The sequence below is a fragment of the Streptomyces sudanensis genome (assembly GCF_023614315.1).
GTDB classification, from domain to species: domain Bacteria; phylum Actinomycetota; class Actinomycetes; order Streptomycetales; family Streptomycetaceae; genus Streptomyces; species Streptomyces sudanensis.
Map to the genome: position 1 here is coordinate 2,119,595 of NZ_CP095474.1, position 15,515 is coordinate 2,135,109.

General features: G+C 73.0%; 13 protein-coding genes and 1 pseudogene. 13 read left to right on the plus strand and 1 reads right to left on the minus strand.

Annotated elements, in window-relative coordinates:
* Positions 1 to 138: 138 nt before the first annotated feature.
* From MW084_RS09780 to MW084_RS09790, 3 genes and pseudogenes are all read left to right on the plus strand, one after another.
* Positions 139 to 654 (plus strand): hypothetical protein, encoded by a 516-nt coding sequence (locus tag MW084_RS09780; protein ID WP_010472087.1) that lies wholly within the window; start codon positions 139 to 141, stop codon positions 652 to 654.
* A gap of 86 nt (positions 655 to 740) precedes the next feature.
* Positions 741 to 872, plus strand: a pseudogene (locus MW084_RS09785) (NUDIX hydrolase); the annotation flags it as partial.
* A complete protein-coding gene (locus MW084_RS09790; RefSeq protein WP_010472089.1) occupies positions 869 to 1,282 on the plus strand; it encodes an NUDIX hydrolase in 414 nt (137 codons plus the stop codon). The pseudogene MW084_RS09785 and the gene MW084_RS09790, both read left to right, overlap by 4 nt.
* Positions 1,283 to 1,399: 117 nt before the next feature.
* Here MW084_RS09790 and MW084_RS09795 read toward each other — a convergent pair whose 3' ends face one another.
* Entirely contained in the window at positions 1,400 to 2,062 is a 663-nt protein-coding gene (locus MW084_RS09795) for an SACE_7040 family transcriptional regulator (protein WP_010472091.1), read from the minus strand.
* Positions 2,063 to 2,158: 96 nt separating this feature from the next.
* Between MW084_RS09795 and MW084_RS09800 the strand changes: the two genes are divergently transcribed.
* From MW084_RS09800 to MW084_RS09845, 10 genes are all read left to right on the plus strand, one after another.
* Entirely contained in the window at positions 2,159 to 3,790 is a 1,632-nt protein-coding gene (locus MW084_RS09800) for a carboxyl transferase domain-containing protein (protein ID WP_029553613.1), read from the plus strand.
* A 20-nt stretch (positions 3,791 to 3,810) separates the two neighbouring features.
* Complete coding sequence (locus tag MW084_RS09805; RefSeq protein WP_039829540.1) at positions 3,811 to 5,763, plus strand: acetyl-CoA carboxylase biotin carboxylase subunit; 1,953 nt, start codon at positions 3,811 to 3,813, stop codon at positions 5,761 to 5,763.
* 14 nt (positions 5,764 to 5,777) lie between these two features.
* On the plus strand, positions 5,778 to 6,695 hold the full coding sequence (locus MW084_RS09810; RefSeq protein WP_039829541.1) for a hydroxymethylglutaryl-CoA lyase: 918 nt from the start codon (positions 5,778 to 5,780) through the stop codon (positions 6,693 to 6,695).
* Positions 6,696 to 6,700: 5 nt separating this feature from the next.
* On the plus strand, positions 6,701 to 7,861 hold the full coding sequence (locus tag MW084_RS09815; protein WP_010472098.1) for an acyl-CoA dehydrogenase family protein: 1,161 nt from the start codon (positions 6,701 to 6,703) through the stop codon (positions 7,859 to 7,861).
* A gap of 267 nt (positions 7,862 to 8,128) precedes the next feature.
* Positions 8,129 to 9,112 carry an ABC transporter substrate-binding protein gene (locus tag MW084_RS09820; RefSeq protein WP_010472100.1) on the plus strand — a complete coding sequence of 328 codons (984 nt, stop codon included), beginning with the start codon at positions 8,129 to 8,131 and terminating at the stop codon, positions 9,110 to 9,112.
* 4 nt (positions 9,113 to 9,116) lie between these two features.
* A complete protein-coding gene (locus MW084_RS09825; RefSeq protein ID WP_010472103.1) occupies positions 9,117 to 10,043 on the plus strand; it encodes a siderophore-interacting protein in 927 nt (308 codons plus the stop codon).
* A 136-nt stretch (positions 10,044 to 10,179) separates the two neighbouring features.
* Positions 10,180 to 11,622 carry a pyridoxal phosphate-dependent decarboxylase family protein gene (locus MW084_RS09830; protein WP_010472106.1) on the plus strand — a complete coding sequence of 481 codons (1,443 nt, stop codon included), beginning with the start codon at positions 10,180 to 10,182 and terminating at the stop codon, positions 11,620 to 11,622.
* The gene (locus tag MW084_RS09835) at positions 11,606 to 12,880 is read left to right on the plus strand and encodes a lysine N(6)-hydroxylase/L-ornithine N(5)-oxygenase family protein (RefSeq protein WP_010472107.1); all 1,275 of its coding nucleotides are present in this window, start codon (positions 11,606 to 11,608) and stop codon (positions 12,878 to 12,880) included. Before MW084_RS09830 ends, MW084_RS09835 begins: the two co-directional genes overlap by 17 nt.
* Positions 12,877 to 13,443, plus strand: coding sequence for a GNAT family N-acetyltransferase (locus MW084_RS09840; RefSeq protein WP_010472108.1), 567 nt, complete (start codon positions 12,877 to 12,879; stop codon positions 13,441 to 13,443). Before MW084_RS09835 ends, MW084_RS09840 begins: the two co-directional genes overlap by 4 nt.
* Positions 13,440 to 15,233 carry an IucA/IucC family protein gene (locus MW084_RS09845; protein ID WP_010472109.1) on the plus strand — a complete coding sequence of 598 codons (1,794 nt, stop codon included), beginning with the start codon at positions 13,440 to 13,442 and terminating at the stop codon, positions 15,231 to 15,233. The genes MW084_RS09840 and MW084_RS09845 overlap by 4 nt, the downstream gene beginning before the upstream one ends.
* Positions 15,234 to 15,515 lie beyond the last annotated feature (282 nt).

The window sequence follows — 15,515 nt, forward strand, 5'->3', positions numbered from 1 at the left end:
GCCCCGTGTTCGGTGAACCCGCCCGTAACCCCCGCGCCGCCGGGCAGACTGGCGCCCGCCACCCCACCCCGCCCGGGACGCGGACGTCCCCGAACGGCCGGGCCGCCGTGCCCGGCACCGTTGAAGAAAGGCACCTCCTTGAAGCGTGCGATACGCGCCGTCGCCCTGGCGGCGGCCGCCCTGCCCCTCACCGCGCTGCCCGTGAACGCGCAGGCCGCGTCCACGACGGGGGCCCTGATGATCACCCACGTGCGGCCCAACACCGCGGGCGCGGACGTCAGGGACGGCCGCCAGCTCAACCTGAACGGCGAGTACTTCCTGATCAGGAACGTGACCACGCGGACGGTGAACACCGGCGGCTACGTCCCCGACATCACCTCCAACACCTACGGCCGCGCGCTGCCCTCGTACAACCTGCCCGCCGGCGCCAAGGCGTACGTGCACACCGGCAGCGGCACCAACCACCGGGACAGCAGCGGCTGGCACCACATCTACCGGGGCTACGCGCGGCACGTCCTGCCCAACGACGCCCGGTCCCGCACCCCCGACCTGCGGCTGAAGAGGCCGGCGAGCCCGGACGACAACACGTCCACCGGCTCCATCAGCTCCTGCAACTGGAACCTCGCGGCGGACGGCACCACGTACGCCTGCTGACCCGGACGCGGACGCGGACCGGGGGCCGGGTGCGGCGGCACCGACCACCGCACCCGGCCCCTCACGCGTCCGCGCGCCGGCCACCGGGCGAGGCCACCAACAGCGACGCGGCCGAGAACATCGACGTCATGTGGGTCCCCGGAAAGGCGGTGCCCCGCTTCATTCCCGTCGATACGATCTTTCCACCCATCCTGGCCGCCCTGGAGGAGCAGACGTGACGCAGCAGAACACGGACGAGCGACCGGGCATCGCCGCCGCGGTCGTCGTGGACAAGGGGCGCGTGCTGATGGTGCGCCGCCGGGTCAGCGAGGGACAGCTCTCCTGGCAGTTCCCGGCCGGCGAGGTCGAGCCGGGCGAGGCCCGCGAGGACGCCGCCGTACGGGAGACCCGGGAGGAGACCGGGCTGACCGTGGCGGCCGTGAAGCCGCTCGGCGAGCGCGTCCACCCGAAGACGGGCCGGCTGATGTCGTACACCGCCTGCCGGGTGCTGGACGGCACGGCCCACGTTGCGGACACCGAGGAACTGGCCGAACTGGCGTGGGTCGCCCGTGGCGAGATCCCGCAGTACGTGCCGTACGGGTTGTTCGAGCCGGTGCAGGACTATCTGGACGAAGCCCTGGGCTCGTGAGCAGGGCGGATCGCACCCGGTGCGCCTGCGGCCGGTAGGTCCGGCCGGACGCGTTGGCCGGTGACACGGGCCGGGGGCGGTGAGCGCCACAGCCGGCCCCCGCCACCCCTGTACGGCTCAGTCCGCCGGGACGTCCGGCGTCTCCGGGCCCGCCGGGTCCCCGTGGCCCACCGGGTCCCCGTGGCCCGCCCGGTCCCCGTGGGCCGCCGCCGCGAGGGCGCCGCGGGCGAGGCGGTGGAGCAGGGCGCCCGTGGTGGGGCGGCCGGTGAGGGCGGCGGCCAGGTGCGGGGTGGAGTTGAGCAGGCCGAACACCGCGTGGACGGCGGCCCGGGCGTCGGCCTCGTCCAGCGACGGGTACGCCTCGCGCACCGCGTCGACCCACAGCTCGACGTACTGGCGCTGCAACTGGCGGACGCGCTTGCGGTCGGTGTCGCGCAGGCGGTCCAGTTCGCGGTCGTGGAGGGTGATGAGCGACCGGTCGTTGAGCGCGAAGTCGATGTGGCCGTCGATCAGGGCGGCCAGCAGGGCCTCCGGGTCGCCGTCGCACTCCGCGACGTGGCGGCGCCCGCCGTCCAGGAGGCGCTCGCTGATCCCGACGAGCAGTTCCGCGAGCATGGCGTCCTTGCCGGGGAAGTGCCGGTAGAGGCCCGGACCGCTGATGCCGACCGCCGCGCCTATCTCGTCGACGCCCACGCCGTGGAAGCCGCGCTCGGCGAAGAGGCGGGCGGCCTCCCGCAGGATCTGCTCGCGCCGCGTCGGGGCGTCGGTCCTGGTCGTCATGGGCCGATTCTAGACAAGGCGGTTAGCGCTCGTTAACCTGAGCGGAGTACGTTAACGCTCATTAACGCTCTCGTACGGGCAAGGGGACTCGACACGATGCAGCAGGCACCTGTGCTGACGAGCGCGGCAGATCCCGCGTCAGCGGCCTGGCAGGCCAACGAGGCGGCGCACCGGGAGCTGTCCGACGACCTCCGGGCGCGGCTGGCCGCCGCCCGGCTCGGCGGCGGCGAGAAGGCGCGCGCCCGGCACACCGCGCGCGGCAAGCTGCTGCCGCGCGACCGCGTCGACACGCTTCTGGACCCGGGTTCGCCCTTCCTGGAGCTGGCACCGCTCGCGGCGAACGGCATGTACGACGACCAGGCGCCCGCCGCCGGCGTGATCGCCGGCATCGGACGGGTCAGCGGCCGCGAGGTGGTCGTCGTCGCCAACGACGCCACGGTCAAGGGCGGCACCTACTACCCGATGACCGTCAAGAAGCACCTGCGCGCGCAGGAGGTGGCCCTGGAGAACCGGCTGCCCTGCGTGTACCTGGTGGACTCGGGCGGCGCGTTCCTGCCGATGCAGGACGAGGTGTTCCCCGACCGGGACCACTTCGGCCGGATCTTCTACAACCAGGCCCGCATGTCGGGCGCGGGCATCCCGCAGATCGCGGCCGTCCTCGGCTCGTGCACGGCCGGCGGCGCGTACGTCCCGGCGATGAGCGACGAGGCCGTCATCGTCCGGAACCAGGGCACCATCTTCCTGGGCGGCCCGCCGCTGGTGAAGGCCGCCACCGGCGAGGTCGTCACCGCCGAGGAGCTGGGCGGCGGCGAGGTCCACTCCCGCACCTCCGGGGTGACCGACCACCTGGCGGAGGACGACGCGCACGCCCTGCGGATCGTGCGGAACATCGTGGCGACCCTGCCCGCGCGGCGCGAGCTGCCGTGGACGGTCGAGCCGGTCGAGGAGCCGAAGGTCGACCCGGCGGGGCTGTACGGGGCGGTGCCGGTCGACTCGCGCACCCCGTACGACGTGCGCGAGGTCATCGCGCGGATCACGGACGGCTCGCGGTTCGCCGAGTTCAAGTCCGAGTACGGGCAGACGCTGGTGACGGGCTTCGCCCGGATCCACGGGCACCCGGTGGGGATCGTCGCCAACAACGGCATCCTGTTCGCCGAGTCCGCCCAGAAGGGCGCCCACTTCATCGAGCTGTGCGACCAGCGCGGCATCCCGCTGCTGTTCCTGCAGAACATCTCGGGCTTCATGGTGGGCCGGGACTACGAGGCCGGCGGCATCGCCAAGCACGGCGCGAAGATGGTCACGGCCGTGGCCTGCACGCGGGTGCCGAAGCTGACGGTCGTCGTGGGCGGCTCGTACGGCGCGGGCAACTACTCGATGTGCGGCCGGGCCTACAGCCCCCGCTTCCTGTGGATGTGGCCCAACGCCAAGATCTCCGTCATGGGCGGCGAGCAGGCCGCGTCCGTCCTGGCCACCGTCAAGCGCGACCAGATGGAGGCGCGCGGCGAGGACTGGCCGGCGGAGGCCGAGGAGGACTTCAAGGCCCCGATCCGCGCCCAGTACGAGCGGCAGGGCAGCGCGTACTACGCGTCGGCCCGGCTGTGGGACGACGGGGTCATCGACCCGCTCGACACCCGCCAGGTGGTGGGACTGGCCCTGACCGCCTGCGCCAACGCCCCCCTCCCCCAGCGGGAGCCCGGGGCGCCCGGCTTCGGCGTCTTCCGGATGTGAGGGACCTGACGACCATGACGATGTTCGACACCGTACTCGTCGCCAACCGCGGCGAGATCGCCGTCCGCGTCATCCGGACGCTCCGCTCCCTCGGGGTGCGCTCGGTCGCCGTGTTCAGCGACGCCGACGCCGGCGCCCGGCACGTGCGGGAGGCCGACACGGCCGTGCGGATCGGCCCGCCGCCGGCCGGCGAGAGCTACCTGCGCGTCGACCGGCTGCTGGAGGCCGCCGCCCGCACGGGCGCCCAGGCCGTCCACCCGGGCTACGGCTTCCTCGCGGAGAACGCCGAGTTCGCGCGGGCCTGCGCGGAGGCGGGGCTGGTCTTCATCGGGCCGCCCGCCGACGCGATCGCCCTGATGGGTGACAAGATCCGGGCGAAGGAGACCGTGCGGGCGGCGGGCGTGCCCGTCGTGCCGGGCTCCTCCGGCAGCGGCCTGACCGACGCCCAGCTCGCGGAAGCCGCCCGGGAGATCGGCATGCCGGTGCTGCTGAAGCCCTCGGCGGGCGGCGGCGGCAAGGGCATGCGCCTGGTGCGGGACGAGACGAAGCTCGCGGACGAGATCGCGGCGGCCCGCCGGGAGGCGCGGGCGTCGTTCGGCGACGACACGCTGCTGGTGGAGCGGTGGATCGACCGGCCCCGGCACATCGAGATCCAGGTCCTCGCCGACGGCCACGGCAACGTGGTGCACCTCGGGGAGCGCGAGTGCTCCCTCCAGCGCCGCCACCAGAAGATCATCGAGGAGGCGCCGTCCGTCCTGCTGGACGAGGCGACGCGGGCCGCGATGGGCGAGGCGGCCGTGCAGGCGGCCCGCTCCTGCGGCTACCGGGGCGCGGGCACGGTGGAGTTCATCGTGCCGGGCAGCGACCCCTCCCAGTACTACTTCATGGAGATGAACACCCGCCTCCAGGTGGAGCACCCGGTGACCGAGCTGGTCACGGGCCTGGACCTGGTGGAGTGGCAGCTTCGTGTCGCGGCCGGCGAGGAGCTGGCGTTCCGGCAGGACGACGTCACCCTCACCGGGCACGCGGTGGAGGCCCGCCTGTGCGCCGAGGACCCGGCGCGCGGCTTCCTCCCCTCCGGCGGCACGGTCCTGGCGCTGCGCGAGCCGCAGGGCGAGGGAGTCCGCACGGACTCGGGGCTCAGCGAGAGCACCGAGGTGTCCAGCCTGTACGACCCGATGCTGTCGAAGGTCATCGTCCACGGCCCGGACCGGGCCACCGCCCTGCGCAAGTTGCGCGCCGCCCTCGCCGACACGGTCACCCTCGGCGTGCCGACGAACGCCGGGTTCCTGCGCCGCCTCCTGGCCCACCCGGCGGTCGTGTCGGGCGACATGGACACGGGCCTGGTGGAGCGGGAGGCCGACTCGCTGGTCCCCGACGGGGTGCCGGACGAGGTGTACGAGGCGGCCGCCGCCGTACGCGAGGAGGCGCTCGCCGCGCGGCCCGACGCACGCGGCTGGACCGACCCGTTCTCCGTGCCGAGCGGCTGGCGGATCGGCGGCGAGCGGCTGCCGGTCGTCCACCACCTGCGGATCGCGGGCCACGAACCGGTCGCCCACCGCGTGCGGGCGACGGGCAGCGCCGTCACCGCCGACCGGGTGACGGTCACGCTGGACGGCGTCACCCACACGTTCCACCGCGCCGGCACCTGGCTCGGCCGGGACGGGGACGCCTGGAACGTCGTGGACCACGACCCGGTCGCGGCCTCCCTCACCGGCTCGGCGCACGCCGGGGCGGACTCGCTGACCGCGCCGATGCCCGGCACGGTCACGGTGGTGAAGGTCGCCGTGGGCGACGAGGTCACCGCCGGGCAGGGCCTGCTGGTGGTGGAGGCGATGAAGATGGAGCACGTCATCTCCGCGCCGCACGACGGCACGGTCGTCGAGCTGGACGTCACGCCCGGCACGACGGTCGCCATGGACCAGGTGCTCGCCGTCGTCGAGCCGCACGCCCCGGAGGAGGACGCGAAGTGACCGGTGGACTGCCGATGGCCGTGCCCGCGCCGGGGCTCCCCGCGCGGGTGCGGATCCACGAGGTCGGCCCCCGCGACGGCCTGCAGAACGAGCCGGGCGTCGTACCGACCGAGGTGAAGGCCGAGTTCGTCCGCCGCCTCGCCGGGGCGGGCCTGGACACGGTGGAGGCGACCAGCTTCGTCCACCCCAAGTGGGTGCCGCAGCTCGCCGACGCCGAGAAGCTGTTCCCGCTCGTCGCCGACCTGGACGTGCGCCTGCCGGTGCTCGTGCCGAACGAGCGCGGGCTGGACCGGGCGCTGGCGCTCGGCGCCCGCGAGGTCGCCGTGTTCGCCAGCGCGACCGAGTCGTTCGCCAAGGCCAACCTGAACCGCACGGTGGACGAGGCGCTCGCCATGTTCGAGCCGGTCGTCGCCCGCGCGAAGGCCGAGGGGCTGGGCGTGCGCGGCTACCTGTCGATGTGCTTCGGCGACCCGTGGGAGGGGCCCGTCCCCGTGGAGCAGGTCGTGCGGGTGACGCGCGCCCTGGCCGACCTGGGGTGCGACGAGCTGAGCCTCGGCGACACCATCGGCGTGGCCACCCCCGGCCACGTGGGGGCCCTGCTGGGCGCGCTCGGCGAGGCCGGCGTCCCGGCGTCCCGGATCGCCGTGCACTTCCACGACACGTACGGGCAGGCCCTCGCCAACACCCTCGCCGCGCTCCAGCACGGCGTGGCCACCGTCGACGCCTCCGCCGGCGGTCTCGGCGGCTGCCCCTACGCCAAGTCCGCCACCGGGAACCTCGCCACCGAGGACCTCGTGTGGATGCTCCACGGCCTCGGCATCGAGACCGGGGTCGACCTGGAGCGCCTGGCCGCCACCAGCGTCTGGCTGGCCGAGGAGCTGGGCCGCCCGAGCCCGTCACGTACCGTCCGCGCCCTCTCCCCCAAGGAGTGACCCCCATGTCCCTGGACCACCGGCTCTCCGCCGAGCACGAGGAACTGCGCCGCACCGTCGAGGAGTTCGCCCACGACGTGGTCGCCCCGAAGATCGGCGACTTCTACGAGCGCCACGAGTTCCCGTACGAGATCGTGCGGGAGATGGGCCGCATGGGCCTGTTCGGCCTGCCCTTCCCGGAGGAGTACGGCGGCATGGGCGGCGACTACCTGGCGCTGGGCATCGCCCTGGAGGAACTGGCCCGCGTCGACTCCTCGGTGGCCATCACCCTGGAGGCGGGCGTCTCGCTGGGCGCGATGCCGGTCTACCGGTTCGGCACCGAGGAGCAGAAGCGCGAGTGGCTGCCGAAGCTGTGCTCCGGCGAGATGCTGGGCGCGTTCGGCCTGACCGAGCCGGACTGCGGCTCGGACGCCGGCGGCACGCGCACCACGGCCGTGCGCGACGGCGACGAGTGGGTGATCAACGGCACCAAGTGCTTCATCACCAACTCCGGCACCGACATCACCGGCCTGGTCACGGTGACCGCCGTGACGGGCCGCAAGCCCGACGGCCGCCCGGAGATCTCCTCCATCATCGTCCCCTCGGGCACGCCGGGCTTCACGGTCGCCGCGCCGTACTCGAAGGTCGGCTGGAACGCCTCGGACACCCGCGAACTGTCGTTCTCCGACGTCCGCGTGCCGGCGGCGAACCTGCTGGGCGAGGAGGGCCGCGGGTACGCGCAGTTCCTCCGCATCCTCGACGAGGGCCGCATCGCCATCGCGGCGCTCGCCACGGGCCTGGCCCAGGGCTGCGTCGACGAGTCGGTGAAGTACGCGAAGGAGCGCCACGCCTTCGGCCGTCCCATCGGCGACAACCAGGCCATCCAGTTCAAGCTGGCCGACATGGAGATGCGGGCGCACATGGCCCGGATCGGCTGGCGGGACGCGGCGTCCCGGCTGGCGCTGGGCGAGCCGTTCAAGAAGGAGGCGGCGGTGGCGAAGCTGTACTCCTCGACCGTCGCCGTCGACAACGCCCGCGAGGCGACGCAGATCCACGGCGGGTACGGCTTCATGAACGAGTACCCGGTGGCGCGGATGTGGCGCGACTCCAAGATCCTGGAGATCGGCGAGGGCACCAGCGAGGTGCAGCGCCTGCTCATCGCCCGCGAACTGGGCTTCTCCGCCTGACGCCCGGTCCGTCCGCCCGAACCCCCGGCCGGGGCGCGGCTCCTGTCGCGCTCCCGGACCGGGGGTCCGGCGTGCGGGGGGCCGGACGTGACGGCGCGACGACGGGGCCGGCGGTGGGAGTCCGGGGCCACCCTCTGGACATCATCTGAGGTTAGGCTAACCTACCTTCGAACGTGCCCGGTGGCCGGAACTCGGCCGTACGAAAGCGACCCCGCCATGCCCAGCAGCGCCCGCCCCTCCCACCCCACCCGACGCGGACTCCTCGCCATGGGAGGTGCCCTGGGGCTGGGCGCCGCGCTCGCCGCGTGCGGCACGGACACGTCCGGCGGGAAGGCCGGCGGCGACTCCGCGGCCAAGGCGGGCCCCTGGAAGTTCACCGACGACCGCGGTGTCACGGCGGAGGCGAAGACCACCCCGAAGAACATCGTGGCCTTCACCGGCACGGCGGCGGCGCTGCACGACTTCGGCGTCGAGGTGAAGGGCGTCTTCGGCCCGACGAAGACCGCCGACGGCAAGCCCGACGTCCAGGCCGGCGACCTCGACGTCGCCAAGGTCGAGATCATCGGCAACGTCTGGGGCGAGTTCGACATCGAGAAGTACGTCAAGCTCCAGCCGGAGCTCCTCGTCACGGACATGTGGGAGAAGGACGCGCTCTGGTACGTCCCGGACGAGTCCAAGGACAAGATCCTCAAGCTGGCCCCGAGCGTCGCCCTGTGGGCCGCCGGCCAGTCCATGCCGAAGGTGATCCAGCGTCACGTCGACCTCGCCGGGAGCCTGGGCGCCGACGTGGCGTCCCGGAAGGTCGCCGACGGCAAGGCCCGCTTCGAGAAGGCGGCGGCCCGGCTGCGCGCCGCCGCCAAGGCCAAGCCGGAGATCAGGGTCCTCATCGGCTCCGCCAGCCCCGAGCTGTTCTACGTCTCCACCCCGGTGCGCCCCACCGACACCCTGTACTTCAAGGAGCTCGGCGTGAACCTCGTCGTGCCCTCCAAGCTCGACCAGGGCGGCTGGTTCGAGCCCCTGAGCTGGGAGAACGTCGACAAGTACCAGGCCGACATCATCATGATGGACAACCGCAGCTCCGCCGTCCAGCCCAAGGACCTCGCCTCCAAGCCGACCTGGACCCGGCTGCCCGCCGTCAGGGCCGGCCAGGTCGTCCCGCGCGTCACGGAGCCGATCTACTCCTACGACAAGTGCGCCCCGCTGCTGGAGGACCTCGCCGAGGCGATCGAGAACGCGAAGAAGGTGGCCTGACCCCATGACGACCTCCCGGACCGCCGCCCCGCCGTTCGGCTTCTTCCCCCTGCGGGTCGCACGGGTGCGGCGGCTCGGCCCGTCGCTGGTCCGCGCGACCTTCACCGGCGCGGACGGGGAGGACCTGTCGGGCTTCGCCTCCGGAGGGCGCGACCAGAGCCTGTCGCTGTTCCTCCCCCACCCCGGCCAGGCGGAGCCGGTCCTGCCGCCCGTCGCCGACGGCGACCTGTACGGGGTGCTGGGCGCGTGGCGGGCCATGCCGGACGGCGTACGGGCCGTCATGCGCTCGTACACCGTGCGGGAGCAGCGCCGCACCGCCGACGGGACGACGGAGGTCGACATCGACTTCGCCGTCCACGAGGACGGCGGCCCCGCCTGCCGCTGGGCGCTGCGGGCGGCCGAGGGCGACCGGGTGGTCGTCCTGGGGCCGACCGCGCGGGACAACACCGGTGTCCGCTTCCGCCCGCCCGAGGATGCCGACGAGGTGCTGATGTGGGCCGACGAGACGGCGCTGCCCGCCGCCTCGGCGATCCTGGAGTGGCTGCCCGCCGGGACCAGGGCCCGCGTCTGGCTGGAGGTCCCGCGCTCCGGCGACCGGATCGAGCCGCGCACCGCGGCGGACGCCTCGGTGACCTGGCTCGTGCGGGAGGAGGGCGCCCCGGGGGCCGTGGAGGCGGTCCGCGCGGCCGGGGCGACCGGTCCGGCGCCGTACGTGTGGCTCGCGGGCGAGTCCGGTTCGGTGAAGGCGCTGCGGCGGCACTTCGTGAACGAGCGCGGGATCGACCGCCGCCGCGTCACGTTCGTCGGGTACTGGCGCAAGGGGCTGAGCGAGGACGCCCTGCGCGAGGCCCCGGAGACCGACGCCCCGGAGACGGAAGCCCCGGAGGCCGAGCCCCTGGAGGCCGGGGCCGGGGCCGCCGTCGGCGCGTAGGGCCGGGCGCCGCTGTGGTCCGTGCCGCGGGCAGGGGGCGCATTGCGAGATCAATTTAGGTCAGGCTAACCTAACAATCACCGCGTCCCCAGGTCCCAGAGGAACGCCCGAATCCCCGCATCCGGGAGGATGTCGCATGCGCTCGCACCTGCTCAACGACGCGACGGCGGAGCAGTACCGACGTTCCGTCACCGAAGGAGTCGAGCGGGTGGCGCGCAGGCTCGCCACCACCCGGCGCCCGTTCACCGGCGTCACCCCCGACGACCTCGCGCCGGCCGTCTCCGCCGTCGACCTCGACCGGCCCCTCGGCGACACCGCCGCCGCGCTGGACGAGCTGGAGGACCTGTACCTCAGGGACGCCGTCTACTTCCACCACCCCCGCTACCTGGGCCACCTCAACTGCCCCGTCGTCATCCCGGCCCTGGTCGGCGAGGCGGTCCTCTCGGCGGTCAACTCCTCCCTGGACACCTGGGACCAGAGCGCCGGCGGCACCCTCATCGAGCGCCGCCTCGTCGACTGGACCGCCGGGCGCATCGGCCTCGGCCCGTCCGCGGACGGCGTCTTCACCAGCGGCGGCACCCAGTCCAACCTCCAGGCGCTGCTCCTGGCCCGCGAGGAGGCCAAGACGGACGACCCGTCCCGGCTGCGCGTCTTCGCCTCCGAGTGCAGCCACTTCAGCGTCCAGAAGTCCGCCCGCCTCCTCGGCCTCGACCGGTCCGCCGTCGTGTCCGTCCCCTGCGACGCCGACAAGCGCATGCAGAGCGTCGTCCTCGCCGCCGAGCTGGCCCGCTGCGCCGCCGAGGGCCTGGTGCCGATGGCGGTCGTCGCCACGGCCGGCACCACCGACTTCGGCTCCATCGACCCGCTGCCCGAGATCGCCGCGCTGGCCGCCGAGTACGGCGCCTGGATGCACGTCGACGCCGCCTACGGCTGCGGCCTGCTCGCCTCCCCCACCCGCCGCCACCTCCTGGACGGCATCGAGCGCGCCGACTCCGTCACCGTCGACTACCACAAGTCGTTCTTCCAGCCCGTCAGCTGCTCCGCCCTCCTGGTCCGCGACCGGGCGGCGCTGCGCCACGCCACGTACCACGCGGACTACCTCAACCCCCGCCACACGGTCGCGGAGCGCATCCCGAACCAGGTCGACAAGTCCCTCCAGACGACCCGCCGCTTCGACGCGCTCAAGCTGTGGCTGACGCTGCGCGTCATGGGCGCCGACGGCATCGGCGGGCTCTTCGACGAGGTGTGCGACCTGGCGTCGGCGGGCTTCGACCTGCTCGCCGCCGACCCGCGCTACGACGTGGTGGTCCGGCCGTCGCTGTCCACCCTGGTCTTCCGCTACGTCCCCGACGCGGCCGCCGCCCCCGAGGACGTCGACCGCGCCAACCTCCACGCCCGCAAGGCGCTGTTCGCGTCCGGCGAGGCCGTCGTCGCCGGCACGAAGGTCGACGGCCGCCAGTACCTGAAGTTCACCCTGCTCAACCCCGAGACGACCGCGCACGACATCGCCGCCGTCCTCGACCTGATCGCCGGCCACGCCGAGCAGTACCTGGGAGAGAACCTTGTCCACGCCTCTTGACCTGATCGGTATCGGACTGGGTCCGTTCAACCTGGGCCTGGCCTGCCTGACCGAGCCCATCGCGGAGCTCGACGGCCTGTTCCTGGAGTCGAAGCCGGACTTCGAGTGGCACTCGGGGATGTTCCTGGAGGGCGCGCACCTCCAGACGCCGTTCATGTCGGACCTCGTGACGCTCGCCGACCCCACCTCGCCGTACTCCTTCCTCAACTACCTGAAGGAGAAGGGCCGGCTGTACTCGTTCTACATCCGCGAGAACTTCTACCCGCTGCGCGCCGAGTACGACGACTACTGCCGCTGGGCCGCCGGGAAGCTGCGCAGCGTCCGCTTCGGCACGACCGTCACCCGCGTCGAGTACGACGAGGCGAGCGAGGTGTACGCGGTCCACACGGACACCGGCGACACCTTCCGCGCCCGCCACCTGGTGCTGGGCACCGGCACCCCGCCGTACGTCCCCGAGGCGTGCCGGGGCCTGGGCGGCGACGCGATCCACAACTCCCGCTACATGCAGTCCCGCGACGCCCTCAAGGCCAAGAAGTCGATCACCGTGGTGGGCAGCGGCCAGAGCGCGGCGGAGATCTACCACGACCTGCTCTCCGAGATCGACGTCCACGGCTACCGGCTGAACTGGGTGACCCGCTCCCCGCGCTTCTTCCCGCTGGAGTACACCAAGCTCACGCTGGAGATGACCTCCCCGGAGTACGTCGACTACTTCCACGCCCTGCCCGAGGAGACCCGCTACCGGCTGGAGGCCGAGCAGAAGGGCCTGTTCAAGGGCATCAACGGCGACCTCATCGACGGCATCTTCGACCTGCTGTACCAGAAGAGCGTCGAGACCGGCGGCCCGGTCCCCACCCGCCTGATCGCCAACTCCTCGCTGGAGACCGCCTCCTACGACGAGGAGACCGGCACCTACACCCTGGGCCTGCGCCAGCGGGAGCAGGGCAAGGACTACGAGATCCGCACCGAGGGCCTGGTCCTGGCCACCGGCTACAAGTACACCGTCCCGGACTTCCTGGAGCCGGTGCGCGACCGGCTCACCTGGGACGGGCGCGGCCGGTTCGACATCGCCCGCAACTACGCGATCGACGTCACCGGCCGGGGGGTCTTCCTGCAGAACGCCGGCGTGCACGCCCACTCCGTCACCTCGCCGGACCTGGGCATGGGGCCGTACCGCAACTCCTGCATCATCCGCGAGCTGCTGGGGACCGAGTACTACCCCGTCGAGAAGTCCATAGCGTTCCAGGAGTTCGCCGTATGAGCACCGCCGGCACCCGCGCCTCCTCGGGCATAGGCGCCCTCACCTTCCGCCCGCTCGACCCGGCCGCCGACGCCGCGCTGGTGCACCGCTGGGTGACCCACCCCAAGGCGTCGTACTGGCTGATGCAGGACCACACGCCGGAGGAGGTCGAGCGGGAGTACGCGGCCATCGCCGCCCACCCGCACCACGACGCCTTCCTCGGCCTGCACGACGGGGAGCCGGCGTTCCTGATGGAGCGCTACGACCCCGCGGAGGTGGAGCTGGTCGGCCTGTACGACCCGCTCCCCGGCGACGTCGGCATGCACTTCCTGGTCGCCCCGACCGACGCCCCGGTCCACGGCTTCACCCGCGCCGTGATCACCGCCGTGATGGCCGAGCTGTTCCGCGACCCGGCGGTGCGGCGGGTCGTCGTCGAGCCGGACGTGCGCAACACCGCCGTCCACGCCCTCAACGAGGCCGTCGGCTTCGTCCCCGTCGACAAGATCACCAAGCCGGAGAAGGAGGCCCTGCTGAGCGTCTGCACCCGCGAGGCGTTCGAGGCCGCCGCAGGAGCCGCCCGATGAGCACCGCCGCCCACCGCACCGCCGACGCCGTCGCCCACCTCACCCCCGAGCGCTGGGCGCACGCCAACCGCCTCCTCGTCCGCAAGGCGCTGGCCGAGTTCTCCCACGAGCGGCTGCTCGACCCGCAGCCGCTCGGCGAGGGCCGGTACCGGGTCCTGGCCGACGACGGCGCCACCGAGTACCGCTTCACCGCCGGCCGGTTCGCCCTGGACCACTGGCAGGTGTACGCCGACTCCGTCAGCCGCCACCGCGACGGCACCGAACTCCCCCTGGACGCGCTGGAGTTCTTCATCGAGCTGCGCGGCGCGCTGGGCCTGGGCGACGAGGTCCTCCCCGTGTACCTGGAGGAGATCTCCTCCACCCTGGCCGGCACGGCGTACAAGTCCGCCAAGCCGCCGGTGACCGCCGCCGAGCTGGCGAGGGCCGACTTCCAGGCCGTCGAGACGGGCATGACCGAGGGCCACCCCTGCTTCGTCGCCAACAACGGCCGCCTCGGCTTCGGCGGCGACGAGTACCACGCCTACGCGCCGGAGGCGGCGAGCCCGCTGCGGCTCGTCTGGCTGGCCGCCCACCGGGACCGCACCGCCTTCACGGCCGGCGAGGGCGTCGAGTACGACGCGTTCGTCCGCGCCGAGCTGGGCGACGCGACCGTGGACGGCTTCGCCCGCGCCCTCGCCGCGCGGGGCCTGGACATGGCCGACTACCTGCTGGTGCCGGTCCACCCCTGGCAGTGGTGGAACAAGCTGACCGTCACCTTCGCCGCGGAGATCGCCCGGCAGCGGCTGGTGTACCTCGGCGAGGGCGACGACACGTACCTGGCGCAGCAGTCGATCCGCACCTTCTTCAACACCTCCGACCCCGCCAAGCACTACGTCAAGACGGCCCTGTCGGTGCTGAACATGGGCTTCATGCGGGGCCTGTCCGCCGCGTACATGCAGGCCACGCCCGCCATCAACGACTGGCTCGCGGACCTGATCGACCGGGACGAGGTGCTGCGCGCGGCCCGCTTCTCGATCATCCGGGAGCGCGCGGCGGTCGGCTACCGGCACCTGGAGTACGAGGCGGCCACCGACCGGTACTCGCCCTACCGCAAGATGCTCGCCGCGCTGTGGCGGGAGAGCCCGGTGCCGTCCCTGGAGCCGGGGCAGCGGCTGGCCACCATGGCGTCGCTGCTGCACGTCGACCACGAGGGCGCCTCCTTCGCGGGCGCGCTGATCGCGGAGTCGGGGCTCGCCCCGGACCGGTGGCTGCGCCGCTACCTGGACGCGTACCTGCTACCGGTCCTGCACACCTTCTACGCCTACGACCTGGCGTGGATGCCGCACGGCGAGAACGTGATCCTCGTCATAGAGGACGGCGTGGTCCGGCGGGCGATCTTCAAGGACATCGCCGAGGAGATCGTCGTCATGGACCCGGACGCGCCGCTGCCGCCGGCCGTGGAGCGCATCCGGGTGGAGGTGCCCGAGGACCAGAAGCTGCTGTCGGTCTTCACGGACGTCTTCGACTGCTTCTTCCGCTTCCTGGGCGCCACGCTGGACGCCGAGGGCGTGCTGGACGAGGAGACGTTCTGGGCGACGGTCGCCGAGTGCGTCACCGCGTACCAGGCGTCCCGCCCGGAGCTGGCCGCGCGCTTCGCCCGGTACGACGTCTTCGCGGAGGAGTTCGCGCTGTCCTGCCTGAACCGGCTCCAGTTGCGCGACAACCGGCAGATGGTGGACCTGGCGGACCCGTCGGCGGCGCTCCAGCTCGTCGGGACGCTGCGCAACCCGCTCGCCAAGCACCGCCCGTAGGGGACGCCCCGGACCGGCCGGGGCCGGGGGCGCGAGCCTCCCGGCCCCGGCCGCGCCGTTCCCGCGGCCGGAACCGGGGGCCGGAATCCGGGACGCGCGGGGCCGGAGCCGGACCCGCCGGGCGGCCCGCTTCCGAGGCCCCCGCCGCGCCCCTCCCGGACCCGCCGCCCTCGACCCCACTGATGCGGACCGGATCGTTCCGTGGCCTCCATCACAAAGACTCCTGCCCGATTGCGGGCACGTTTCTTGCGAAACCGGCCCTTGAGCCCTCAGTATCTACGG

Excerpts from the sequence above, each read along its gene's own strand:
- MW084_RS09805 (WP_039829540.1), top strand. The coding sequence starts at position 3,811 with ATGTTCGACACCGTACTCGTCGCCAACCGCGGCGAGATCGCCGTCCGC.
- MW084_RS09840 (WP_010472108.1), top strand. The coding sequence starts at position 12,877 with ATGAGCACCGCCGGCACCCGCGCCTCCTCGGGCATAGGCGCCCTCACC.
- MW084_RS09845 (WP_010472109.1), top strand. The coding sequence starts at position 13,440 with ATGAGCACCGCCGCCCACCGCACCGCCGACGCCGTCGCCCACCTCACC.
- MW084_RS09830 (WP_010472106.1), top strand. The coding sequence starts at position 10,180 with ATGCGCTCGCACCTGCTCAACGACGCGACGGCGGAGCAGTACCGACGT.
- MW084_RS09810 (WP_039829541.1), top strand. The coding sequence starts at position 5,778 with ATGGCCGTGCCCGCGCCGGGGCTCCCCGCGCGGGTGCGGATCCACGAG.
- MW084_RS09825 (WP_010472103.1), top strand. The coding sequence starts at position 9,117 with ATGACGACCTCCCGGACCGCCGCCCCGCCGTTCGGCTTCTTCCCCCTG.
- MW084_RS09800 (WP_029553613.1), top strand. The coding sequence starts at position 2,159 with ATGCAGCAGGCACCTGTGCTGACGAGCGCGGCAGATCCCGCGTCAGCG.
- MW084_RS09815 (WP_010472098.1), top strand. The coding sequence starts at position 6,701 with ATGTCCCTGGACCACCGGCTCTCCGCCGAGCACGAGGAACTGCGCCGC.
- MW084_RS09820 (WP_010472100.1), top strand. The coding sequence starts at position 8,129 with ATGGGAGGTGCCCTGGGGCTGGGCGCCGCGCTCGCCGCGTGCGGCACG.
- MW084_RS09795 (WP_010472091.1), bottom strand. The coding sequence starts at position 2,062 with ATGACGACCAGGACCGACGCCCCGACGCGGCGCGAGCAGATCCTGCGG.